18 protein-coding genes are annotated in these 25,476 nt (G+C 42.6%); 9 read left to right on the top strand and 9 right to left on the bottom strand.

The features are described from left to right. The 8 genes from L1070_RS08055 to L1070_RS08020 all read right to left on the bottom strand — a co-directional run. Positions 1–594: radical SAM protein (locus tag L1070_RS08055; protein ID WP_237125155.1), on the bottom strand; the 594-nt coding region annotated here is incomplete at its 3' end. Positions 595–659: 65 nt separating this feature from the next. After that, entirely contained in the window at positions 660–872 is a 213-nt protein-coding gene (locus L1070_RS08050) for a hypothetical protein (protein WP_070985664.1), read from the bottom strand. A 494-nt stretch (positions 873–1,366) separates the two neighbouring features. Continuing rightward, a complete protein-coding gene (locus tag L1070_RS08045; RefSeq protein ID WP_070985665.1) occupies positions 1,367–1,615 on the bottom strand; it encodes a DUF3297 family protein in 249 nt (82 codons plus the stop codon). A 281-nt stretch (positions 1,616–1,896) separates the two neighbouring features. Next, entirely contained in the window at positions 1,897–2,061 is a 165-nt protein-coding gene (locus L1070_RS08040) for a hypothetical protein (RefSeq protein ID WP_237125154.1), read from the bottom strand. A 116-nt stretch (positions 2,062–2,177) separates the two neighbouring features. Then, entirely contained in the window at positions 2,178–2,342 is a 165-nt protein-coding gene (locus L1070_RS08035; protein ID WP_237125154.1) for a hypothetical protein, read from the bottom strand. Positions 2,343–2,418: 76 nt separating this feature from the next. Further along, positions 2,419–5,544, bottom strand: coding sequence for a lantibiotic dehydratase (locus tag L1070_RS08030; protein ID WP_237125153.1), 3,126 nt, complete (start codon positions 5,542–5,544; stop codon positions 2,419–2,421). A 15-nt stretch (positions 5,545–5,559) separates the two neighbouring features. After that, complete coding sequence (locus L1070_RS08025) at positions 5,560–6,780, bottom strand: lanthionine synthetase LanC family protein (protein ID WP_237125152.1); 1,221 nt, start codon at positions 6,778–6,780, stop codon at positions 5,560–5,562. Between the two features lie 729 nt (positions 6,781–7,509). Then, complete coding sequence (locus L1070_RS08020; RefSeq protein ID WP_237125151.1) at positions 7,510–7,758, bottom strand: hypothetical protein; 249 nt, start codon at positions 7,756–7,758, stop codon at positions 7,510–7,512. Between the two features lie 540 nt (positions 7,759–8,298). On the opposite strand from L1070_RS08020, the gene L1070_RS08015 reads away from it, so the two are divergent. Both L1070_RS08015 and L1070_RS08010 read left to right on the top strand, forming a co-directional pair. Then, a complete protein-coding gene (locus L1070_RS08015) occupies positions 8,299–10,872 on the top strand; it encodes a TonB-dependent receptor (protein WP_237125150.1) in 2,574 nt (857 codons plus the stop codon). A 282-nt stretch (positions 10,873–11,154) separates the two neighbouring features. Beyond that, positions 11,155–12,483 (top strand): TonB family protein, encoded by a 1,329-nt coding sequence (locus L1070_RS08010; protein ID WP_237125148.1) that lies wholly within the window; start codon positions 11,155–11,157, stop codon positions 12,481–12,483. 4 nt (positions 12,484–12,487) lie between these two features. Here the strand turns inward: L1070_RS08010 and L1070_RS08005 are convergent, their stop codons facing one another. Beyond that, a complete protein-coding gene (locus tag L1070_RS08005; RefSeq protein WP_237125146.1) occupies positions 12,488–14,584 on the bottom strand; it encodes a winged helix-turn-helix domain-containing protein in 2,097 nt (698 codons plus the stop codon). A 97-nt stretch (positions 14,585–14,681) separates the two neighbouring features. On the opposite strand from L1070_RS08005, the gene L1070_RS08000 reads away from it, so the two are divergent. From L1070_RS08000 to L1070_RS07970, 7 genes are all read left to right on the top strand, one after another. Beyond that, complete coding sequence (locus tag L1070_RS08000) at positions 14,682–17,282, top strand: TonB-dependent receptor (protein WP_237125144.1); 2,601 nt, start codon at positions 14,682–14,684, stop codon at positions 17,280–17,282. Positions 17,283–17,527: 245 nt separating this feature from the next. Next, complete coding sequence (locus L1070_RS07995) at positions 17,528–18,151, top strand: hypothetical protein (RefSeq protein ID WP_237125142.1); 624 nt, start codon at positions 17,528–17,530, stop codon at positions 18,149–18,151. Positions 18,152–18,161: 10 nt separating this feature from the next. Next, positions 18,162–18,944 carry a DUF3307 domain-containing protein gene (locus tag L1070_RS07990; protein WP_237125141.1) on the top strand — a complete coding sequence of 261 codons (783 nt, stop codon included), beginning with the start codon at positions 18,162–18,164 and terminating at the stop codon, positions 18,942–18,944. 139 nt (positions 18,945–19,083) lie between these two features. Continuing rightward, a complete protein-coding gene (locus L1070_RS07985; protein ID WP_237125139.1) occupies positions 19,084–21,066 on the top strand; it encodes a TonB-dependent receptor in 1,983 nt (660 codons plus the stop codon). 225 nt (positions 21,067–21,291) lie between these two features. Further along, entirely contained in the window at positions 21,292–21,987 is a 696-nt protein-coding gene (locus L1070_RS07980) for a fimbria/pilus periplasmic chaperone (protein WP_237125138.1), read from the top strand. Between the two features lie 10 nt (positions 21,988–21,997). Continuing rightward, positions 21,998–24,469, top strand: coding sequence for a fimbria/pilus outer membrane usher protein (locus tag L1070_RS07975; protein ID WP_237125136.1), 2,472 nt, complete (start codon positions 21,998–22,000; stop codon positions 24,467–24,469). After that, positions 24,466–25,332 (top strand): hypothetical protein, encoded by an 867-nt coding sequence (locus L1070_RS07970; protein WP_070985675.1) that lies wholly within the window; start codon positions 24,466–24,468, stop codon positions 25,330–25,332. Before L1070_RS07975 ends, L1070_RS07970 begins: the two co-directional genes overlap by 4 nt. Positions 25,333–25,476 lie beyond the last annotated feature (144 nt).

Genomic DNA, 25,476 nt, shown 5'->3' with positions numbered 1-25,476 from the left:
CCACAGTACGTCAATCCGTGTCACGGGTAATGTCTTGATCCAGTCAAAATATTCCTGCGGGCTGATGTTGAGATTAATCACACTCAAAAAGCCACTCAACAAAGACTTATATTCGCTGCTGGCAATGTGCTGCACAGTTTTCATTATACGCTGATAACTGCCATGACCACTGTGATCTACTCTAAATTCATCGTTGTATTGTTGCGGGCCATCAATACTGACGCTAATTGACACTTGATATTTTAAACATAATGCAAGTAAGCCATCGGGTACACTGATACCATTTGATTGAATGGAGAAGCTGATTGCAATTTCGTGTTTACGGTTCAACTCATCCGCATGTTCGAACAAAGCTGCAAAACGCTTCACAGGCCACAATGTTGGTTCGCCACCATGTAATGTCACCTTAAAATGCTGCTGTGCGGTACTGACGCAATAGGCGGCTATTTCATCAATCATAAGGGTTGCTGTGGCAACGTCCATTTTATTAGCTGTTTCTTCGAAGGTACGATCTGGCCCATTGAACATATAGCAATAACTACAATTCAAATTACAGACACTATTAAGCTTCACGATTGCTGCACTAAACGCCATGATAAACACTCCTTTTTGGCAAATCGGCACTCCACACTGTGAAGTGCCGAGGTCGTACGCTCAGCTTAGATGTCTAAACCAAAATCTAAAGAGAAACTAATCTGCGAAGCATCAAGCTTTAAGTCATTAATGATATGACCCTTTACAGCTTCTAAGATCCTAGATTTACCCAGCTCTTCGTTGAGTGAGTGAACGTCTAGCTTGTCGAGTTTTAATTCAGCAGGCTGCCTGAAGGCTTTCACTGCCTCACTTGTTCTTACTCCTACACCTTTAGCCATAATTTAATCTCCTTCTAAATAAGTGGATTCGACTAGTAACTAGTCAGCCCAAAGCTAGTACAGGAGTATGAGATGTCAACGAAGGTTATTGGGACAAAAATATGAGTTTTTTTTCGTGTTCTTGCTAAGTAATTAAATATAATCCTGATTACAACGCTTCACATGTACGCACATACAGCCAAAATTTATTGTCTAAAACTGCTTAATTAATCAATTGAAAACCATCGGTACTGTATTGTGGTTTTTACATCATTTTGTAAGCACTTGACTGTTAAAGTAATAGGCTTATTGGAGTGAAAATGGCAACAATAGAGCGTTTTTCAAGCTATTAGTCGTCGCTTTAAATAACATTGAATGGATCGGCTGGTGCAATATATTTAGTAGAAAAATACGGATGGATGGTGTGCGTAAACAAGCACTCTTTAGGTAGAGATAAGCGTGGTTTAGATACACCAACGCTTATCTTTTTATGCTACGAAAGCACTCGTAGGTGATCAGCGGTAAAATACTTCTACTGTACCTTTGGTTTTCAGAAGAAGCGGCTGGCCACGACGGTCTAATGCTTTTGGTGAAGCAACTTTGATCCACCCTTCACTAATACAGTATTCCTCAACATCATCACGATCTTTACCATTGATGCGCACACCAATCTCGTGTTTGAGTACTTCCTCATTGTAGAATTTGCTACGTGGGTTAATAGAAAGTTGATCAGGAATATCTGGTCTTGCTGTTGTGTCGTTCATAATATGTTCTGCGATAAAAAAGGATGCGCTATTGTAGGTAATACTCTTCAAGCGCTCAATACTTGGCAGGAGAAATGTGTATACATAAACCATTTTATAATGCGTGAAAGCCTTAACCACTTAAATAGCGCAAAAAGCAGACGCTATTTATTTAGTTATTAAACGCACTACATGACTTTTGTATCCCGCATAAAGCCATGGCCAGAGATGTCCCCCCAGCACTTTAGTATTGTCTCAGGTCGAATAAAAAGAGGCTGAATACTCAGCCCCAATTTTGCCGATTAGCCGTTACAACACATCCAGCTTGAAGTATTGTTGTATATAGTGTGCTCCGACTTAGGCGGCATACCGCCTGCCACTTGATTTAACTGCTCTTTCGAAAGCTTCGCGTTATCTTTTGAAAGGCCCATTACTGACTTTTTATTGAATGTTAATTTGTTTTTCATTTTTATTCCTTGTATTTGCTACATTGAGAATTTAGCCATGGCGCATACATTAAACATCTCTATATGCCTGACATCTGATAAGAAAGGGGCGTAAGTGCCAGCCCCAGTCCATAAGATTAGCCGTTGCAACACATCCAGCTTGAAGTATTGTTGTATATAGTGTGCTCTGACTTAGGCGGCATACCGCCTGCCACTTGATTTAACTGCTCTTTCGAAAGCTTCGCGTTATCTTTTGAAAGGCCCATTACAGATTTCTTGTTGAACGTTAGTTTGTTTTTCATTTTATTTCCTTTAATTTTTACTTTTTGGCCTATGTTATAGATAAGTCAAGCTGGCCAATGCCTAACTTACTGTTTATCATTTTTCTAAGTGTTTTTTCTGGTTATAAAGTTTTAGTAAGAAGTCATAAATGCAGAGCTCTTGCATACGACCATTTCCTTTGAGTAATCGATTGGTATGCATATGTAGCAAGCTGGCAGCGACCATTTCCAGTGAACAGTTCAGCTGGCCTTGTTGGCTAAGGCTATTTAACTTATCAACAACAGGTCGAATCGCATTTGAACGTATAGCCAAAATATCTGTTACGTGTTGTAACTCTGGATCATGGTTTTGGTTCTCAAACAAAGCCAGCAAGAACGCTTTGTTGGCTCTAAATTTACGGCCTAAAGATGTCCTTGTATCGATGTTCTCATGAAACTCTCTCCCATAAGCAGCACGTAAGTTATTTGCCACATTAAGTTTGGCACTCAACGGCAAATTAAGGTCTGTTAACAACTGCTCACATCCTTTGATGACAACTTTCCACAGTAATTCATCACTGATCCCCAAAGATAGCAGCTGCAAGGTGCACACACTATCTGCGGTAAATATTTCTTCAATCAAAGGCATAGCTTTTGCGCCGCCATACCTTTGAGTTTCTCTGGTGTATGACATCCATGCCACATCACTTATGTAGCTACGCTGATACAAATCACTCAGTAAGGAAGATAACTGTTCCTGAAGCAATGCCATCGAACTTTGCTCAGGAATATAAAGCCGCAGTCGAATATGAAACTCAGGATCTGCGTAACGCAGAAAAAAGTACCGTTGCAGCTCACCCCTCGCGTATTTGTCTGTCAACCAAGGGGCCAAAACATCGGTTAATATGTCTTCAGCTAAAGATTCACCACAGTAAATTTTACAACACAGCCACTGATCTCCATTGAGAAATTTACTCTGATAGCTGGCGTCATTCATAAAGCCAGGAAAGTGAACGGCTTGATACTTAAACTCCGTATTTCTTAGCGGTAAAACAACTTCATTAAAATAACGTTTGTCATCGTAATGCAAGGCGCTGCCAAGTTCTTTTTGCAAGCACTCTTCAAGTTCAATTTGCTGAGTATGTTGTTTAATGCTGTCTAACAAAGCGCCCAATGCCAACACATTATGCAAGTCAACGAGTAGCTTTTGATCGTATTCTTTATATATAACGCAACGGGGTAATTTGTACTTACTACGCAAATGATGAACGGTAACACTGGAAAAGTGATTTAAAAGCACAGTCAACTCAGTTACATCTATACGCCAGCGACGTGGTGCTAATACCAGCTTACCGAGTCTGATCCTTGGCGTATAGGCCATTTCTTTTAGCGCTAATGGCAACTCGAAGCCCGGCATAGCAATATTTTGATTTTGCAGTGATGCCAAAAAGCTGTAGAGCCCCAACGAGTTATTCCGAGTATTATGGGCACATGATAGTCGAGGCACCACTTCCTTATTATGTTTGAGCGACCACAATACTACGCGATTATTTTGGACAAATACGTGGAGATCTTGTAATTCAAGCTGATTTTCTTGCGCTACACTGGCATCTGCAAGAAGTGAAATTTCAAACTCTCTTAATTGTGGGCGAGCAATCACATTACCCACTTTCCCTTCAGGGAAGTGAACAATTTCAGCAAGAATCGCATTTGGATACAATGACTGTTCAAACGCCAGCTCAGACTGAGTTGCAGTCAACAATTGCTCATCTAAGTGACAAAATCGCCCCAATGTATTAGCAGCAGAAGGTCCACCCATGCCTCTAAATTCGAATAACGAAATGTGCTCATTGTCATCGCTCGCTGCTGCATCGGCTATCAAAGTGCCACAGGCATAATAAGAAGGAGGTAGCTGAGCATTTTGCAGTGGCCCCATCTTGTCTATGTCTGTCTTGGTTAGCACAATTTCGTCTACATGTTGATTGCGTGACAGCTTTGCAATGAGTAGTTTATCTAACGCCGTCAGTTTATAGCTCTGTTCAGAGCGTCCAGTAGTGATTGAAACACCATCTAAAATAGGGGTGTTTACACCAGAGGAAGTCGAAAACCCTACCCCGCTTTCATCATCAAGTGCTTCAAGTAACGGTATACTATGACTTTCATATTTTGCTGTAAAGCGCGATTTAAAATCAGCTAAGCTCTGATCAGCATAACAACTTAACCTTGCTAATACTGAAAGATCCGACATCAGGCTATCAATAAATTGCCGTTGTAATTTGAGCTTTTCAGTGTCATACCATAAGTCAGTTTGAACACACGAGCTGGCATTTACGTCAATCGGCAACTGCATGAGAGTGTGTAACACCTCCCGATACGCGTCACTGCTATGTCCAAAACCTTGATCCAATTCTGCCAGCTTTTTCTGACTTTGTATCAAAGTGTCAGCAATCTCGTCTAAACCACATTGATGACAATAGTCAATAATACCTGCAATACAGCCTGAACGCGTCAGTGACATGGGTAAACTGATTTGCAAAACATCCGCAGCCATCAAATCCCATACAAACTCTTTAACACCTTGACGTTCAAATTCGTCATCTAAATCGCAAATGCGACTGATCACCTCTGCAACTTGAATTTCGTCACGACATATATCGATTGCTGCTTCAACAAACTCATTACTATCAATGCTACTTAAGCTATATAATTGCTCTGTTGCGCTGCTTTGACTTTCAATGTATCGAATGGTGCTGTCCAGTTTATATATTGTGCCATTGGACTTTATTCTCAGATTTTCAAAAACATCTAAGTTTTGCCACACTTTTTGTTTTAGTTGAAATGGGATCAGCATATCTAAGCGGCTTTTTCGCTTATAGCGCAATGCTTCAATTGCAAGGCTAGTATCAGTGCTAATTGTGCCGAGCGCGACGCCTGAAAACATACCAAAAGGAGTACACCGACTCGCCATTCGGATGAAGTACTTGGTCAGTACTCTTTCAATTTTTTTGCCCTTTTTACTTGTTGGGTCTTTTATCCAATAGCCTAGTCGCTCTTGCAAAGAAGGAGACGCAATGTAAAGCGCTTCCTTAACCAAAGGATCTTGTATCCAGACTTGTAGCTGAGCCCTAAGCTCATCTTCGTCTCCCTGCCAACGATCCAGCTCGTCTATACCGTACTTTGGAAAGCGCATCACAAAAAAGTCGGCGCTCTTAAACTGAGACTGCAGCTGCTTTAATTCTGACATCGTAGTCATAACTCACTAAGACAATAAAAGAAACTCATCCCAGCCGGAAGCTTGAGGATGAAGTAATGACATAATTGCTAAACCAATTCCACTGTAGCCAACAAGTAAACCCCGTCCGTCAAACGGTTCATCACTCACTTTATGTTTTGGCATCAAACCTCTTAGTCCACACGCTGTGCGACTTCTTTGAATTAGCTCGCCACTCCAGTTTTGGCTTGCATCTAAAAATGCCTGTCGCCGCGTCAACTGATAAAGACGCCTGTAAATAAGCGCAATACCAGATACACCATGACATAAAGAAGCATCCTTCACGTGTTCAGTTTTTGACGTTCTGCTTAATGTTTTTAACGCGATAGACTCACCAAACACCATTAGCTCCGACAAGTTCAACTCTTTTGCGGCTCTAACTAAAATAAGCGCTGTACTTAAATCCCCATAACACCACCCCAGTAGACTAGAGCTATCTTTGCCAGCATGTGAGGGCAGCACAGAGGATTGTTGATCATTTAAAACTTGGCGCTGTAAATAGCTAACAGCCTTCGTTAATAAATCAAAGCATAAGTGGGAGTTAATGTTTGCATGATAAAATTTAAGTAGTAAGCCAATAATACCCACGTTACCGTGCGCGATACCTAAATCAGTTTGAAAATGACCAAGATCCGCTCTAAAAAAAGCTGAATTAACTTGGGTATGCCAATACACTGCGTCCTCATCAACACAGAGCAATTGAGTTAGTTTGGCCAGCACAGCATGGCATATCTGCATACCATTGGATGTATGTGCTCGCTTGACCGCATAGACGCCGAAACCAACCAATCCGTATAACAACTCATATTCCCCGTCCCACGTGTCTTCACTAAGTATCTCTAACAAGCACGCATCAATGTCGCTATTATGGTCGTCAAGCGTGTTGAGATTTAAGTGATCCAGTAACCATCCCAGACCCGTGATACCATCCGCAAGTGATGCATTGAGTTCTTCAGTTGCTGCTTGTTCAAAAAGTCTAACCATTAGCTCATCAATTAAGCTCTGACGCTGCTCACTTGGGTAAATATCATTCAAGTTGGAAATAAACAGAATTTTGCTGGCCAAGCCGTTGGTCAAAGAAGACCTTTCATCGTCATATGAAATATTAGTAACTTGATTCTCGATAGAAAAAAGAAGCGACTGCAAGCCACGTGTCAGATCAGTCTGTTGCTCTCCTTGTTGATAGGAGTGCGCTATTCCTTGCATCATTTCGTTAACCTTAAGTGAAAATTTATTATTCTTGTTAATTTTTCATTTTAATTAATAGACCACATGTTTGTTTTTTGTGTCAACAATAAGTTTTTTATTACCTGATTCAAATCAAATCCCAAACTAAAATCTCTTTAGCTTCATTTTTATTTTCCTAACAAAAAAGACCAAAATGCGAGAGATACACCTCTAACTATTTGAAAATAAAACTTATTTAAAATATCACTCATAAATACATCTGTATTTTAAGCAACCATAATTTGTTACAAAACAACTACTTTGGGCAATGTTCTTGCTGAAATAAAAACAGTTTTCAGTGTGTAAGAAACAAAATATCGCTGTCCACGTCGGTATCTATATACCAGCACGCGCAACAGTATTATTTATTCTGGCATCGCTCATAAGGCATACTTGTTTAATGAGTCTGCAGAAAAAAGAAAAAGGCACACTAAAGAGTATGCCTTTTTCTTAATGATGGAGTGCGACACGCACTGCAATATTTGAATGTGGTTTACATACCTATTTTAAAAACAATTCGTACCTTAAAAATAACCGTAATGAACTGTATTTATTTGCGGATTAAACTGAGGATTAAAGGGTGTGTTCGCAAAGAGCCGTTCATTGCCCACGATAGCTGCCAATTTTAATTTCGACGTTGCACGAAAAGCTTATTCAACATAAATAAGTTCATGCTATAGCGGCTGTAAAAATGTTCTGATAGCTGTCGCGTTAGTTTAATTTCTTCGGTCCACTTCTCACCAAGTCTTTGCCATTTTCAAATACTTCCTGAGTCACCCAGCGACCGAGTAATAGCTGGTGATTGTCATCTAGTACAGCAATGAAGGGACGGCCATCGCTATTGTTGGTTGCCAGTGCTACTCCTGCGGCGTTTGTGAGTCCCAAGCCACCACCATCGACTAACCGTAGAAACGATTCCAACTCTTCTAAGGTATCTATTACTTTGTTATCGTCAATCATGCATTTTACTCCAGTACAACTTACAAGCGCGTAGAATAGCAGTTTTGCACTAAGTAAAGAAAGTTGAGATGTGCGCACGATGTGTTTTATGACATGTTTAGCAACTAAACTTGGCAGCGCGTTTCGAAGAGCATAACGACAATCAGTATCCAATTTCGTGGCAGATTTAAGTTATCACCGATAAGCTTTAATCTAACGCGCAGATACACCATATCGATAAAAAGCAAAAATCTCACCTCACAACCAACACCCTCCCTTTACTCTTGTATCTAATTAGTTGTGAATGTTAACTAAATAAACCATTTCATCAATTGAGTAAATTTAACTCATCATCAAATACAGAAGTTCCAATGCAAATTTTTATCTTTATTTTTCAAAATGATAAATAAAAACCCATCTAATTTTCATACAAATCACAACTAATCATTTTGATTCAAGATTTAACAACTCCCTCTAGTGTTTAATTTTTTAGCGCTATCGATCAAAGGTTGGCTTAAACGACTTTAATACCAAGGCACATATAGTACTTAAGGGGAAACTATGATTCACAATAACAAAAAAAGACTGGCGGTAATCATCAGCCAAATTCTAGTTGGTTCACTGTTGTACACACCAGCTTATGCCGCTCAGCAAGACACTCAGCAACAGGCTGACACCAACGGCGACGTCGAAGTAATTCAAGTTCGAGGGATCAGAGGAAGTGTGGTGCAGTCTCTCAACACAAAGCGATACTCTGATGCTATCGTTGATGCGGTAACCGCAGAAGATATAGGTAAATTTCCAGACCAAAACGTTGCCGAATCTTTGCAACGTATCACAGGTGTATCAATCACTCGTAGTTTCGGTGAAGGGGAGCGAGTCAGTATTCGTGGTACAGGTGAAAGCCAAAACCGTACGCTGCTGAACGGTCAGGCAGTCGGCTCTGCAGATTGGTGGACAAACTCAGCCGCCAGCCGTGGCTTTAACTACACCATGCTACCATCAGAGATTATCTCAGCGTTGGAAGTATATAAGTCTCCTGAGGCAGACATAGATGAAGGTTCTATTGGTGGCACAGTTATCGTAAGAACACGTAAGCCTTTGAGCTTAGAAGCAAATAAAATTGCTGGTGCCATCATAGCCCAACACAGTGAAGTATCAGGTGAAACTGACCCACAGCTTTCAGCCATGTATAACTTCAAAAATGACGATGAATCATTTGGTGCACTTATCTCCGTTGTACGCCAACAACGTAACCTACGACGTGATGGTATCGAAGCATGGTCTTGGACCTATCGTGATATTACGCTTGAAGATGGCAGCGTAGTCGAAAATGTGTATAGCCCTGGCGGCGGTGGCTCAGCGATGTTTTCACAAGAACGAGTGCGCACTGGCATTAACTTAGCACTGCAATACCGCCCAAATGACAACATGGACATTGTCTTCAACGCGCTAGATTCTACATTAGAAGCCGACAATGAAAACCAAAACTTCCTTTGGTTACCAGGCTATGGCGGCTCTCAGTACACCGACATTAACGTAATAAGCCATCCCGTAGCAGGAAACATGGCGGTAGGTGGGACGCTCGGGTTATCTCCAGATGGCAATAATATTCTCAATGAAACCAAAGTCAGAAACTCTGAGCTAAAAACAAAATCATACGATTTGAAAGTTGAGCATCAGGGTGAACTTTGGGAGTCATCTTTTCACCTAGGCTACACAGAGGGTTCTGGTGGCTCTCAGGCTGACCGCTCGGTTGGCTGGGAAGGCAATTACGTACACAGCTTTGATGCCTCACAAGCAGAAGATATTAAAACCAGCTATGGCGCAGATCCTAACGATGGTGAAAAGTGGCATTTAGGCTTTTTACGTTATGATAGCAACGATGCAAAAGACGACGAGAGCTACTTTCAGGCAGACTTCAAACGCCCCATCGACGTGGCCATTTTTAATCAGATCAAAATGGGCGTCAAATACCGTGACCACAGCCGTTTTAATACCAAACACACCACAGATAACCGCACGGATCTAAACTGGAGCCTAGCCGATTACTCAATGGCTATGCCCAGTGATTACCTCTCTGGCCTTGGTTCTGATGGTACAACACGCAGTTATGCTATCACAGATGCCAATAAAATTCGCAAAGAAGGCGATGCGTTAGGCTGGAACTATCGAGTATTAAAAGCCAGTACGTTTGATATCAACGAGAAAATCACAGCCGCCTACATCAAAGCAAATTTGGATGCGGATGGGCTACGCGGTAACCTTGGGGTGAGGTTGGTCAATACCAAACAGACTTCATCCGCATTCGCAGGCGAATCTGGCGCTGAAGTTTGGACCACACAAGAGAAAGATTATTTTGATATTCTGCCCAGTTTAAACCTTGTAATAGACTTAGACGATGATCTGATCATGAGGTTTTCTGCGGCCAGAGTGATGTCTCGCCCTGACTACGCTGATATGACCGCTTCAACGTCGTACAATCTAGAGACACAAACGGGTACTGGTGGTAACCCAGATATTGACCCATATCGTGCTACGCAGTTTGATACCGGTATTGAGTGGTATTTTAGTGACGCAGGTCTATTCTCAGCTGTGATTTTTTATAAAGATATTCAATCATTTATAGAAAGTCAGCCAGCGCTTGAAGTTCATGAAGGTAGAGAAATCCTTATCAGCCGACCCATTAATGGTAAGGCTGGTAGAATTCAGGGGCTAGAACTTGGCTATCAGCAAGAGCTATATGAAGGCTTCGGTATCGCAGCAAACTATACTTACGTAGACGGCGAAGCCAAAGATGCGCAAGGTAATGATATTACGATTCCTGGTAACTCTGAGCATACTGTAAACCTAAGCTCATACTATGAAAACGAAATCATCAGCGCTCGCATCTCATACAACTACAGAACTGGCTATGATACTGGCCGAGATTGGCCAGGCTATATGGATGACTACGGACAAATAGATGCTAATGTCACTTATACCTACAGCGAAAATCTAGCATTTGTAGTAGAAGCAATTAACTTAACCGATGAACATACCTTCAGCTATCAAGAAAAAGGGGTTGAACAAGCACTCACTGGTGTTTATGCGGATGGCAGACGTTTCAGCGCAGGTATCAGGTTTAACTTCTAGTGCTCACTAGAGGTTAGAGAGCGAACATGGATGTTCGCCACACTCAAGTCGTACTACTGCTAACACAGGTTCGACTTTATCGGCTCCCTGCCCGGAGTCACCAAGCTGATAGCACCCGCTATCAGCTTTCTTTATTGCGTTATGAGCATAGTCCGACTTTTTCATCTCGCTCACCGAATATTGGTCTGTGGATTATTTTAATTTCTCTTATATTGTGGTTAGATAACCAGTCAAGTCGAGCTATTCCTAACAACACAAGCCAAAGGGTGAGTAACAAATAAGATGCACAGCAACCTCATTATCAGGCTTATTTTTTTACTCCTATGTGGATGTAGTTGGCTCGGCAGAGCAGACCTCTATGACGCTACCCTCGCTTACCAAGATGCCAATTATCAACGGGCGTTTACCCAATTTAACCACCTAGCCAAACTTGGCAATGCGGATGCTATGTATAACCTGGGGGTAATGTACCTATATGGGCAAGGCGTTGAAAAAAGTGCTGCAAGTGCCTTTGCTTGGTTCTCTCTGGCTCATGATTTTGGCGTAACCGAAGCACTTCAAACCGCGCAGTTAGTGTTGCAACAAGCTAAGCAGCCCAAAGACTTACAAGACTTTGTGCGTCAGCAAAGAGGCAACCTCGCAAAAACTTATTTGCTGGATTCGACACTTCCTCGTTTAGAAAAAGCAGAAACCATTCCCTCCCCAAAGAAAATCGCTGATGTGCTTCCCAACTACCCAGAAGAGGCAGTACGACAAGGTGTTGAAGGATGGGTGTGGCTAGAGTTTGATATTGATAGCAGCGGTAAAGCCATCAACATTGAGGTCATCGATAGCTACCCCAAACATACGTTCACTGCAAGTCTACTCAATGCAGTGGAAAAATGGCGCTACAGTGGCGCAAAAACCAATCACTCTCTTATTTACCACTTCGCCACTTACAAAGGCGAGCAATACCACGCAACTCTAAAACTTCAAAAAAAGGATTATGAGCAACAACTTATGCTCAATATTGATGCCGCTGAAAAAGGCGTTGCTCAAGTTCAATACAATATTGCGAACTGGCTGAGTATGAAAGACTATAACGCCTATCAGTTATTGCGATACCATTGGCGTACTGATAACCCTAGCAATCGCTTGCTACTTGCTGCTGCAAAGAATGGCTTTAATTTGGCACAATATCGCCTTGCTATACAGCTGCTTAACAGAAAGGAGGAAGAGTTAGCAACGCTTTGGTTGCACCATGCTGCAAAGACTATGAATGTTGCCCGCTTCAGACTAGCTACGATACTTTTGCAAAACAGCCATGATGAACAAGCACAAATAAAGGCACTGGATATACTTGAACAAGCTGCATCCGAAAAGCACCTACGTGCCATCATTTTACTCGCTACTACTCATCTGAACATTACAGAAGATCTTGAAAAAGCCAAGTATTGGGTTGAGCAAGGGCTTTCTTTAGATACAACTCACCCACAACTGTTACTGCTTAGTGCCAAACTGACAAGCTCAAAGGTTCAGGTAAACCGATTGCTATCACAAGCGTTAAAATCCGCCATGGACCGAGGCTGGAGCACAGCCGAAATACGCGCATTTTCACAGCTCGCACAATAACTTCTCATTGCTGCTTAAGTAATACAATGTCGCTTTCATAATTGTTGATTCGATTGAATATGACTTTGCTACCATCGAAACTAGATAATACCTGCAGCTCCTTGATATCTGCATATAAATGCAAGCCTACAGCCTGTATTTCCTGTATTTCTTCGCTGGCGCTTAAGTAGCGATAAAGCACTAGTTGATGTCCTCTTTTTAAAATAAAATAGATCCCATCTTGGTATACCGCTGGCTGATAAAGAGAAAGTGAAACCCTCAGCTGCTCCACATCAAACATGCTGGCTAGTTTGGCAATTAGAAAATCTTGCACTTGCTCCTGATAATCCTTGAAGCTCTGATTTTTTGCCGCTAATGGCAAACGACTTACGTTAGTAGTGTGCGCTTGCTCACTGCGACCTTGGGATATGTCAAAAAGCCAGTTCTGCCAATCTGCATCGCCAGACAGTTTGGCCTGATACCGCAAACTACGACTATCACTTGACCAACGAAGGCTGGCAACATCAGAGAAGTTATCAATAATTTTTTTGACTTCTTTGGTAAATGAACTGACTAAATACACCTTATTTGATTTTGACAATACAGCTAAATATTCACTACTTGGTGACAATAACAATAAAACAGGTGTTTCCCCTTCGGGCATGGTGCCAAGTAAACTTGAGGTGGGCCGATAAGCATACTTGTGCCATAATTCGAACTTGCTAAACCCTTCATTTTTAGCTGCAATGGATGCATACACAAAGTGTAAGCCATCTTGTGAGAGTGTTGCGAGCAAATCCATTCTAGACGGTGAGGTAAGTTGTGTTTGTTTACCCTTACCCTGTTCACTCAACTCCAGCTGGTAGTAGTTAATTTCTGCCACCCCTTCAGTATGAGCTGACACCTCAGTATTGGCGTGAAAATCTATTTCAGTGACCGAGCCAAAACTGGCATAGAGTAGCTGTTTGTTCGCGCCGTGTACTTTTTCAATTTGATTTGCGGCCAGTATCACAGACCCTGGTACATCGCCGAGGCTGAAAGCGGTATAAGTTTTGTCTGCTATCTGAGTGTGTGTTCGCGCAATATTATTAAGGTTGGTTAGGTTAGCCAAAAATACTCCCTGCTCTTTTATTTGATAAAGCAAGGAATGGAGCTTCACGTCGTAATGAGTGACATCTCTAATCGGCAATGCAGTTTTATGGATCACTTTAGGGGCACTGCCTGCAAAAGACACATTTAACGACTGCAAATAAGCGCCATCTTTGTCCCAGACTTTAGTGATAAACTGATTGTTGCTATACGGCAACCAAGGCGCGGAATCTTGGGCACTGTTACAAGTATCTAGCACCGTATCTCTTGCCAAACGCCACATCTCCACAGGCCCCTTAACATCCAGTGCGCGTATTTCACAAGAAACGGGGTCTGAACGCGAGTAAATTAACCATTTGCCATCTGCGGACCAACTTGCCGACTCTTCACTATAACCACTGCTTTTTATGGTATGTGTTGTTTTCGTTTCCAGATCATACACAGCTAAGTCAAACTGATCGGCTCCATCGGCTAAGTAGCTATATACCAAGTATTTTCCATTTGGGGAAAAGCGAATAAATAGCTCAGCTCCCGGAGCTGAGGTTATTCTCGTAGTGTTGATCGCTTTAACTTCACCCCGTTGCTGCCAGTATTGCGTAATTGCAAAACCTGCCAAGGTAATGGCTGCGCCCGCTAGAAACCCCAGTAAGGCAAATTGCACACCACGACCACGCGATACTTCTTCAATATGTTCAAGCAGTGTTGGCGCCCTTTCAACATGGGCAATACATTGATAGCCTAAGCGTGGTACCGTTTTGATAATCTTAGGATCAGTCGGGCTGTCATCCAAAAGCCTACGCAACTGCGCCACCAGCTGACTCACCGAGTTATCACTCACTATGGTACCGGGCCACAAGGTGTTGAGTATTAATTCACGTGTTACCACCTCGCCATGATTGGTAATCAACAGACGCAATAAAGCGGCATGCTTCGCTTCGATGCTTCTACAGGATCCTCCTACCTGCACAGATAAGTTGCCCAGATCGACCAGTATCTCATTGATTAAAAAACGTTTATTAAGGTTTTCAAGCATTCGCTAAAAATATTGTAAAACTATGGTTCGGCTCGTAATAAAAGCGTATTATGAAAAGTAACTAACAATAACTTACTCGTATTATAAGTTGAGCACAATGTCAGAGACTCTCATACTAACAGCGTCTTGCAGCGCACTTTTAATTGCAGGTTCTAGTTATGCAACAGAGCGCGATCCGACAATAGAAAACTCAATTGAGCGCATTGAAATTCGTGCCTTTCATGACAGCGTTGTCAAGTCTCTCAGTAATAAACGCCACAATCAACAAGTTTCAGATACAATCAGCGCAGAAGATATCGGTAAATTTCCAGATAAAAATGTCGCTGAAGCGCTACAGCGCATTACGGGTATTTCTCTTTCTCGTGCACAGGGCGAAGGTGAAAGAATAGGTGTCAGAGGTACTACTCCAGAACAAAATAGAACCTATCTAAACGGTCAATATCTAGCATCAGCAGATTGGTGGATTTCGAGTCAGCCCAGCCGCGGATTTAATTTCACCTTACTTCCCAGTGAAATAGTTTCTACTTTAGAGGTCTTTAAAACACCTCAGGCGTCACAGGACGAAGGCTCGTTAGGTGGTGCGATCAATATAAAAACGCGAGACCCTTTATTGACCCCCGCAGGGTACAGCATGGTCACAGCTCAGCTGCAATACAGTGACTTAAGCGATAAGCTCGACCCGCAACTTAGCGCCATTTACAACTATCACAGTGAAGGCGGCGATTACGCGATTTTATTTACCGCCACAAGGCGAGACCGCAGCCTAAGACGAGATGGCCTTGAGTCATGGGGCTGGCATGAGCGCACATTGTATCAAGACAATGACGACAACTGGTATGCCACCCCACAAGAGCAACAAAGTCCAGCAAAAATGATGTGGTTTCCTGGCGGTGGAGGCTCCGCCGTATTCCAGCAAAAAAGGGAGCTGCAAGCGTATACCGTCAATACCGCCTTACAACTATCACCACGCTGGAGGCTCAATGGTCACCTGCTATATTCTCACCTAGATGCAGACAATAATAACCAGAACTTTTTGTGGCAAAGTGCTAAATCAGTGGATTTAGGTGGTGCCGTTCGTAATCTCAATATTATAGATAATACGCTGGTTAGTGCACAATATTTACCAGTAACAGGGCCATTCAACACCAGTATGGAGGCGATTTGGCGAGATTCACAATTAAGCACACACAGCGCACATCTAGATTTAGCCTATGAAGGGGTTTTCTGGACTTCTCAATTACAAATAGGTGTGAGTCGCGGCTCAGGTGGCACCAAAGAAGATATCACCTCGCAGTTTTCTGCCAATACGCAATTTAGTGTCGATACCTCAAACAAAAAGAATATTGTTGCCCGCTACACCACGTCGCCGTTAGATGCTAAACGCTGGTTTCTCACCGAGGCAAGAAATGACAGTCAAAACGGTGAAGACAAAGCTTGGTTTGCACAACTCGACTTCACCCACGATATGGGTTTTAAAATTATTGATGCCATCAAGTTCGGACTCAAGTTTAAAGACCACCAGCGTGATTTTTTGCGTTACCGCTCCAACTCTGGTGGACTTGATGGCCTTGCCGGCCAACTCAATACGACTTTGGCGGACTACCCAGGGCAATTTGTAGACAGCTATTTGGCCGACGTGGGTAATTCAGATACCTTAAAGGTATACAGCTTTGCCGATATCAATGCACTTGCAGAAGATTTTAGCCATCTTAATTTTCAACAGGAAGTTGAAAAAGCCAGCCGCTTTCATATTACGGAAAAAACACTCGCAGGTTACGGCCAACTGCAATTGGCCACGGAGCATTTTAGCGCTAATATGGGCGTTCGAATCGTCAGGACCGCTCAAGATTCAGGCGCATACAAGCGCGTTGCCTCTCCTATCGAAGCCCCTGATAGTTATAAATGGCATGAAGAAACAAGAGATTACACCGATATACTACCAAGCATTAACTTCAAGGTGGATTTAAGCGATGAACTTGTTGGTCGCTTTTCCGTTGCACGCGTCATGTCTCGCGCTCAGTTTCACCACCTAATGCCGTCTACCAATTACAACGTCACGCAAGCCCAAGGCCAAGGCGGTAATGCCAATTTAGACCCTTACCGTGCAGCGCAGTTTGATGCCAGTTTGGAGTGGTATTTTGACGATGCGGGGCTTGCTTCATTGGCTCTTTTCAATAAAGACGTAGAATCCTTTATAGAGTTTGATAGGCAATTGGAACATCACGAAGGTATTTTAATGTCGATTGATAGACCAAAGAATGGCGCGGGTGGCAGTATTCGGGGTATAGAGCTAAGTTATCAACAAACGCTGGCCTATGGCTTTGGGATCATTGCGAACTATACTTTTGTTGACGGTGAACGTGAGCACAGTGACCATAACTTAAAAAACAAAGTGCCCGGCACTTCCAAACACAGCACTAATCTCACCGCTTACTATGAAAATCACCAGTTCAGTACCCGACTAAGCTATAACTATCGCACTCAGTTTGCCACAGGGGTCGGTGAAACCATCATGGATAATTATGGTCAGTTAGATGCCAGCCTTACGATTAAGCTGACTCACAGCCTAGAAGCACAATTTGAGTTTATTAATTTAACGGATGAGCAAATTTATACCTTTGATCGTAATGAATTTGCCCCTACGGGTATATACATCAACGGTAGACGCTATTACGCGGGGCTAAGATATCAGTTCTAAGTTCATTTAAGTTTATAAACCACTTGCCACAGTTGGTATCGAGCTTTGAGTTGAAAAACCCGATACCAAGCACCTATTTAATAGAATAATGTATCTTGTTCCGAGCCACCGTACGCATCAGAGCTAAACGGCCACTCTATAAACAACCAAATAAGGTTGTAATACACATTTGCAACCTTATTTAATTGCTTATATCAATGCAATGAAATATAGTTGCATCAATAATGACTTTGAGCAAACATTATATGATAGCGGTGCTAACCGGAGATCTCGTCAACTCCAGCAAAATGAAACCTGACACTTACACTGCAGCAATATCCATATTAAAAAACATCATGCACCTAGCTGATGAGCGATATGGGGCGAAAGGCGAGATATATCGAGGAGATGAATTTCAGATTCAATTTCCAAACCCTAACCATGCGATTGGATGTACACTGTTACTCAAACTGGCACTGCATTGCGCGCCTCAAACCGATAAGCCTATTTTATGTACGCTATCTTTGGCATATGGTGAGCAAACACTCCATAGCAACAACCCTACCACAGCAACAGGCCCTGTTTTTATCGAGTCAGGCCGAGGCCTAAACAAAACCCCACGAGGTGACCTTACTATTGGCTTTGCAGGCAACGTGAGTGAAGAAATGCAATTGCTAACAGGATTTTTAAGTCATCAATTAAATAAGATGACCAAAACCCAAGCCGAGCTATTATACACTTACATAATAAATGACTTTTCAGATCATCAAAAAATAGCTGAAATAACAAAAACGTCGCGACAGAATATTAGTAATCGACTGAGCAGTATTGGAGCAACCTTGATACGCGACTACATTGGTGTCGTAAACCAAAGAGTTACAACAGCTTAAGGAAAAGAACATGGATCTACTACTGCTGCTGATTGGCGCACATTTTGTTGGCGACTTTTATCTACAACCAACAGCATGGGTGAAATGTAGAAATACTCGGCATTTAAAATCACCGGGGTTGTGGAAACACTTTTTGGTTCATCTTGTACTCTATTCATTAGTTTTTTTACTGATGGAGTTTTCCTTTTGGCTATCCAGTTTAGCGGTTATGCTCCTTGCTGTTTCACATGTAGCCATGGATTGCGTTAAGTCTCACTTGAGTAATAGCTTGCGCCCGTTTTTACTCGACCAAGGCGTGCACCTTTTCATTATCTGTTTGGTCTGGGTATATTTATCTGAGTTTTCAATATCGCAAGTTGAGCTTTTTCTCAGTGACTTTATCACCGCCAAAAACATTGTCATCGCGCTTGCCTATTTACTGGTATGCAAACCCGCTTCGGTACTGATTGCACTAGCTTTGAAAAAACATACCGATTGTTTAACAGCCCCAAACCAACAACACGAAAGACCAAATAACCCCACAGGCACTGCCCCCATCAATGTTGGCTTAATCTCAGCAGGTGCGTGGATTGGCTACATGGAACGATGTTTAGCTATTTCCTTTATCTTTATGGGACAATTTGCAGGCATTGGCTTTTTAGTTGCAGCTAAAACCATCTTTAGGTTTGGAGACTTAACCAAAAACCAAGATATGAAGCTGACGGAATACGTAATGCTAGGCACCCTGTTTAGTTACGCGATAGCGCTATTCGTTGGTTGGCATGCACTAAGGTTATATCAGGCTATTGCGTAATATATAAACCCACCTCCGCAGAGTTGTATACCCATCAAACGCATAGGTTATTATTCTCAGTGGCACTTTGCTTGCTTTTGTTGAATCCCCTCTATTCTCTGCTATCTTTTTTAAGTAGATTTTTTCCAAATATACGTCAATGACACATTCCAAACGCTGCTCTTATTTGTTGTTCCTATCTGCGTCAATGCAGAGTTTTCCTGTTGCCTCGCAAGATGATGTATTTGCATCGCTGTTTGATATGTCGCTTGAAGAACTGCTAAGTACGCCGGTGACCACGGCTTCAAAACAAGAAGAATCGTTACGCAACTCCAACGCCAGTATTTCGGTTGTTTCACGCCAACAAATAGAACAGTTTGGCGGACATAGTCTCTATGAAATACTTGAACGTATCGTCTCCGTCAACAGCAACTACGGCGTACTCACAACCATTACCACCCGAGGAAGTAAGCCTTGGACGGGCCTTTTACAACACCTTGGATTACTCAATGGCAGGCCTTTTGGTAACCTCTCTGGCGCACACAACCTATATACTTCAATCCCGCTGTCTTCGATTGAGCGGATAGAATACATTCGCGGCCCGGGCTCTGTGCTGTATGGCACAAACGCCTATCAGGGCGTGTTCAATATCATTACCCGACAAGGTAAATCTGAGGGCTGGCAGGCCAATCAAAGTATTGTTGTAGGAAGCTTTGACTCACAAATAATTGACGCCAGCTATGTATATAAAAATAACGATTTATCTGGGGCAATCAATGTTTTGTACACAGATATAGGCGGATGGGATGCACAAACCTTTGACCCAACTACGCAAACTACATTTAGCAAAAAAGCGTTTCAAACCGACAAAACGCTACATTTAGATATAAACTACAAGGCACTTTCACTATCCCACTTTAGAAATCTACAGCAAAAATTCGGCAACTTTTGGGATGCACCTGAAGAAAACTACATCCCTTGGTCAAAGCTACATCCATCAACCTTCACCAATCTCTCTCATAGCTATCAATTTGATAATAACTGGAAATTAGATAGCCATTACACCAACATCAAAAAAGAGATGGAATGGAGCAGTGAAGGTATTGCAGACGACTTTATACGCATCAAATCTCCACTCAATATTAGATTACTAGAGTTTAACTTAAGCGGTGATTTATCAGACAATGCTTCACTGTTGGTCGGCGCATATCATGAACATCGCAGAGTGTATGCTGCTTCAACCATCCCTGATGCCAAGGAGCGCTATGCCAGTTTGTATGCGCAAATAAAGTACGTTGTCACGCCAAAGTTGAATGTAGAGCTAGGCGGGCAGTATGTGACGTCCGTCGAACTTATCAATAACATTGATAACCAATCTGATTTTGTACCAAGACTCGGACTTACCTATCACTTTAATGACGTTTGGACGTTGAAATTGCGCCATGCTAAGGCGTTTCGTCATCCATCTTCAGGAGAGCGCACCATCGAAACCCCAGGGATCCAAAAAGGGACCCCCGATCTGAGATCTGAAACTATCAATACCACAGAAGCGCAACTGTTTTATCAAACAGACGAAAAGCTATTCACTGCTACCTTGTATAAAAATGAGGAGCACGACTTAATCTTGCTGCGCCCTTCCGATGACCCTAACTTTGCATTGGAGAATAAAAATAGCGGTGAAATTTCATCATATGGCATCGAATTGGAATATAAGCATCAATTAACAGCCCAGTGGTACGCTGAATTATCTGCCACACATCAGCGCAATGAAGATAAGCACGGCACAGAAAATATTAACCTAGCGCCCAATAATAGTTTTAAGTTCGGCCTAAGCTACGATGATTCACGCTGGCAGCTTGGCATGTACCTGCTCAGTTACTCTAAGTATCACGATAACATTTTGTTTGACCCAAACAGAGAGCTTGTGAATCCGCCAGCCGATGGTTATAACTGGTTAACCGTTAAAGCCAGCCGAAAGTTTATCGTCAATGATGATAATCAACTCACCGTGTCACTGGAAATTAAAAACCTGTTGGATGAGTCTGTTTATCAGCCCAATGATACCCCTGTGTTTTATCCCATCAATACCTTGCCCGCTCGTGAAGATTTAGGGGCGTTTTTGTCAGTAAACTATCAATTTTAGCGTAATAGGCTCAGTCCAATACAACTCAAACATAGCGCATTACAATAAAGCGTGTTACCAGATGAACATTGACACCATTACGCCCCCAAGGTTGTGCAGATAGAACTGTACATACTTACTATGTACCCATAAATTGCAACAATCTAATAAATTAGGCTTGTATTAACCAAAAGTCAGGGTATCGTATAGCACAAATGTAAGTCACGTCTCCTTGTTGGAATTCAGATGCGTAAACTGTTGTTACTATTATTGTGTTTATCAGCCCCCGCAATGGCCTATCAGGTTCAGCCAATGATCGTCGATCTCGCGTCTCATGGCAAAAAATCGTTAGTAACCTATCGACTGCAGAATCCCAGTGATAGCCCTCTGCCCATTGAAATAGAAGTCTATAAACGTACTTTCGACGAAAACCATAAAGAAGTGTTAGTGCGTGCAGAAGAAGACTTTATTGTGTTACCGCCACAAATAGAGGTACCAGCAAAAGGTCACCAAGTTTTTCGTGCTAAATATTTAGGCTCGCCCGAGCTTAAGCAGACCCATTCCTATCGCATTGTGTTTAAACAGCTACCACTACCCGGTGATGACGAAAAATCTGGGGTAAAAATGGTATTTAATTTTGCTACCTTGGTATTTGTCAGCCCAGAGGGCATCGCAGCTAAGCCAAACAGCAGTGTAAGTTGTGAAAAAATAACAGACTGTAAACTGACCATCAACAATGACGGTGAACGTGTATTAGACCTTTCTGGATTTGAATATCATTTCCATCAAGGCGATACCGTGATTAGTTGGCCTCAGTTCCAAGGCGTCACCTCTGGGCGCTTCATTATGCCGGGGCACTCTATGGTGATAGATTTACAGTCTCTGCTAAATGACAAGCCAACCAAAAGTGCCGCGCTTATCAACCTATTCAGTAAAAAGTAACCAATAAACGATGTTAGCAATGGGCTTTACCCACAGGCCTGCCAAGTGGCAATGCGTGCTGCTAAGCGTGCTGTTTATACAGGCATTCCCCGCGCTTTCGGCCGTCTATGTGATGGAGTTTCCTATCAGGCAAAATGCGACTGAACTGGGCCATGTGTCAGCCACCGTCGACGGACTCACCTTGAAGTCTATCTCGGCCGCTGAGTTTAAACGCAATCTACAATCAGTGTTAAGTAAAGAAGTACTCGCATGGCTGACAAGCAAAGGAGAGCAGGAAGTCACCCTTGAGCAGTTTCGCTCGCACGGGATCTCGCTGTCATTACAGCCGCAAGACCTCACCATTGAAATGTCGTTAACTGAAGCTGCGATGGCAACAGACAGCCTATCGTACGGTAGGGAAAAACACTTTGAACAGCCAAAAGGTGAAGCGAACTGGGCGGTACTAAACAACTTCAACTTAAACCATGAACGCAGTGATAATAACCAAAGCCACCACTCACAGTTTGAGTGGCTCATCAATGCCAATGTTGGTGGTGGTGATGGTATCAATATGCGCAGCTCTATATTTTGGGAAAACGATGATAACCTAGAAGAGCAGTTTTATCGGGGTGATATTGCTTTGTTCTACGATCAGCCTGATATGCCCCTGAGAATGACCTTGGGTGATACCCAAACTAGCAGTCGTGGTCACCTTTCTGGCACCCAGCTTGGCGGGTTTGAAATACAAAAAGCCTACTCAAAATTGCAGCCACAGCGCAAAATAACGCCAGGTAATAGCCAACAGTTTGTGCTGCCACGCCCCGCTACACTCGAAGTATTTATTAATGACTTTTTGATCTCTCGACTCAGGCTGCGTGCTGGACGCTATGATTTAAACGACTTACCACTGACATCCGGTGTGAATAATATCCAAATTGTCGCCACCTATGCTAATGGCGAAACCCAGCAGTTTAGCTTTACCACACACTATAACGCCAGATTACTGGCCGAAGGCTTAAGTGATTATTCTTTCGCGGTAGGCTATGTCTCGTCTGTAGAAGATGGTCGTTACGACTATGATGATGACTTATTCATATCAGGCAGCTATGAATACGGATTAACTGACAGTTTGACCCTTGGCGTAAACGGGGCAATTCACCCACGTGGCCACGTGCTGGGCTCGGTTGCCACACTCAATAGCCTATTAGGCAATATATCGTTTCGCTTTTCACAAAGTGATATGCAATACCAAACACACAGCAGCACCCAAGGCCACGCCTATTCTATCGAAACCGAGCACAGCGTTTTTGGCAAAGGAAACTATGGCTCACCAAACTTACGTTTAGGCTACGAAGTCAAAGAAGACTTCACCAACACGCCATGGCTGCAATTCAGTACGCCTAATAACAATAAAAGGGCCTATGTAGACTACAGCTATATCATTGATGACAATCTTGATGTTAATTTAAACGCGTCACGCTCAACCAACAGTGACGCTATGGTGACTAAAAACATAACAGCAGAGTTAAACCTGCGTTATGAGGGCTTGCGGGTGAGAGTTGGCTATAACCACAGCACAAGTGAAGACCCACGGACCCTCTCTGAAAATCAGTTTGTTCTGAATTTCATTTGGAATGACTATAACCGCCGAAGTAATATTCGCACCCGAGCGCAGTACAATAATCAAAGTAAAGTTGCCAGTGCCAGCTATGGCAAAACCAACAATAACTTTGTTAATGATTACGGTTATGAACTCAGAGCCGAAAGAGGTAGTGACTATAGACAAGAGCAGTTTAAAGCCAGCTATACCGGCGCCTTTTTTAGAGCTGATGTGGGCGCAAACAACTATACTCGCTCACAGCAAAGCAGTGAAAGTGGCGCGAATATCAACTTATCTACCAGTGTCGGTATTGCTGATGGCCACGTGGGTATGGGGGCAACCACCACCGCGCCGTTTGCCGTTGTGACTAAACACAAGACGCTCAAAGAGACCGACGTTCTGGTCAATGTTAACCACTTTGGTCGCGCACAAACAAAGCCCAGTCAAAATATTGGCGCACTCATTGACCTAGGGACCGGCTATGCAAACTACCAGTTTAATATTGATGTACCACAAGCCCCATTGGGCTACGACTGGGGTCCTGGAATGTACCAAATCGTCGGTGGGGCAAATACAGGTCACCATATCCAAATAGGTTCAGAGCTCTCGTATACGGTTATTGGTACTTTAGTGGATGAGCAAGGCACGCCGATTGCAATGCAGCGAGGACGGGTCATCAAACAACAAAATACTGACGGCCAAAAAGCGCAGCCGCTAAGCCGAGCATTTTTTACCAACCGAGCAGGTAGGTTTGTCGTGGAAGGAATTAGTGTTGGTGAGTATCTGATTGAATTAAATGACACTCAGGGTACTTTTTTAATTGAAGATACGGAACAACGATTTATCAGAATTGGCACACTAACGCTTGAGAAAATCCCATCGAAAGGAGACGCAAGTAAATGAAATTAAAAGTTTATATGTTGCTTATTGCGGCTCTTCTTTGCGCTTCCAACCAAGCACTGGCGAAGCACGGACGATGTTATGGCACTTTATGGGCCACTTCAGATCCATCTGAAATCATAGAAGAGCACAGTGACCGAGTTTCAGTATACCTGCCATTAAAAGTACAAGTTTCTGACACATTATTAAATTGTGCGGATGAAATATGGATTGAAGACGTTTACTACTACTCCTTAGTATTCACAGGACCGACAGAATATAAATACGCCAGACTGTTGGACTCACAGTTTAATACCATGTGGCCACAAAGTGGCATATGGCGCATTCCTCTTACGAGTCGTTCTAGTCAATTGTGGGCCCGCTTGCAGCATTATAGCCTGTTTCCTGCGGGCTCTTATACGGGCAGTGTAAAAGTATCTATCGTGCGTAGGAACCGTGTGATAGAAGAGCAATACCTCGATATGGCTTATTACTCACAGCCGCAGGTTGCGGTCTCCTTAGATAACGCCAGCAAAGGTAAAGTCTCTGGCAGCAATGGACATTATCAAATCAATTTGGGAGAGCTGAAAAGCGATATGCGCTTCTACTGGGGCATTAATATTCTGAGTAACAGCTCTTACGACATTGTTTTAGACTCAGAATACAATGGCTTGCGTCATGAAACCGATACTCAAGCACTGATCGACTATTCGATAACCTTCGATAACGTCAAAATTTCGTCTTCAGAGCGACTCATTCGTAGCTATAACTTTTTTCCAGGCGTCAGAAATAAGTGGTTTGGCTTTGAATTTATTTTAGGTAACACAGAATTAATGCCAGCGGGATATTACAGAGATAATTTATCACTGACTGTTTACCCAAAGTAAACCATTGAAGTTAAACAAGTTAACAAAAAACCGGACGATAAATAAAAATTTTACACGCAACAAAGTAATATTTGGCACACCCTTTGCTTAATGTTTAGGAAACAGGTAACTAATACCTAACCATTAAAAGTATATAAAAAAACA

The organism is Pseudoalteromonas sp. MMG022 (genome assembly GCF_021654245.1).
Classification (GTDB): domain Bacteria; phylum Pseudomonadota; class Gammaproteobacteria; order Enterobacterales; family Alteromonadaceae; genus Pseudoalteromonas; species Pseudoalteromonas amylolytica.
This window is presented reverse-complemented; position numbering and strand designations above follow the sequence as displayed.

Excerpts from the sequence above, each read along its gene's own strand:
- L1070_RS08025 (WP_237125152.1), bottom strand. The coding sequence starts at position 6,780 with ATGATGCAAGGAATAGCGCACTCCTATCAACAAGGAGAGCAACAGACT.
- L1070_RS07985 (WP_237125139.1), top strand. The coding sequence starts at position 19,084 with ATGACACATTCCAAACGCTGCTCTTATTTGTTGTTCCTATCTGCGTCA.
- L1070_RS08050 (WP_070985664.1), bottom strand. The coding sequence starts at position 872 with ATGGCTAAAGGTGTAGGAGTAAGAACAAGTGAGGCAGTGAAAGCCTTC.
- L1070_RS08035 (WP_237125154.1), bottom strand. The coding sequence starts at position 2,342 with ATGAAAAACAAACTAACGTTCAACAAGAAATCTGTAATGGGCCTTTCA.
- L1070_RS07970 (WP_070985675.1), top strand. The coding sequence starts at position 24,466 with ATGAAATTAAAAGTTTATATGTTGCTTATTGCGGCTCTTCTTTGCGCT.
- L1070_RS07975 (WP_237125136.1), top strand. The coding sequence starts at position 21,998 with ATGTTAGCAATGGGCTTTACCCACAGGCCTGCCAAGTGGCAATGCGTG.
- L1070_RS08030 (WP_237125153.1), bottom strand. The coding sequence starts at position 5,544 with ATGTCAGAATTAAAGCAGCTGCAGTCTCAGTTTAAGAGCGCCGACTTT.
- L1070_RS08020 (WP_237125151.1), bottom strand. The coding sequence starts at position 7,758 with ATGATTGACGATAACAAAGTAATAGATACCTTAGAAGAGTTGGAATCG.
- L1070_RS08015 (WP_237125150.1), top strand. The coding sequence starts at position 8,299 with ATGATTCACAATAACAAAAAAAGACTGGCGGTAATCATCAGCCAAATT.
- L1070_RS08010 (WP_237125148.1), top strand. The coding sequence starts at position 11,155 with ATGCACAGCAACCTCATTATCAGGCTTATTTTTTTACTCCTATGTGGA.
- L1070_RS08000 (WP_237125144.1), top strand. The coding sequence starts at position 14,682 with ATGTCAGAGACTCTCATACTAACAGCGTCTTGCAGCGCACTTTTAATT.
- L1070_RS08005 (WP_237125146.1), bottom strand. The coding sequence starts at position 14,584 with ATGCTTGAAAACCTTAATAAACGTTTTTTAATCAATGAGATACTGGTC.
- L1070_RS07995 (WP_237125142.1), top strand. The coding sequence starts at position 17,528 with ATGATAGCGGTGCTAACCGGAGATCTCGTCAACTCCAGCAAAATGAAA.
- L1070_RS07990 (WP_237125141.1), top strand. The coding sequence starts at position 18,162 with ATGGATCTACTACTGCTGCTGATTGGCGCACATTTTGTTGGCGACTTT.
- L1070_RS08045 (WP_070985665.1), bottom strand. The coding sequence starts at position 1,615 with ATGAACGACACAACAGCAAGACCAGATATTCCTGATCAACTTTCTATT.
- L1070_RS08040 (WP_237125154.1), bottom strand. The coding sequence starts at position 2,061 with ATGAAAAACAAATTAACATTCAATAAAAAGTCAGTAATGGGCCTTTCA.
- L1070_RS07980 (WP_237125138.1), top strand. The coding sequence starts at position 21,292 with ATGCGTAAACTGTTGTTACTATTATTGTGTTTATCAGCCCCCGCAATG.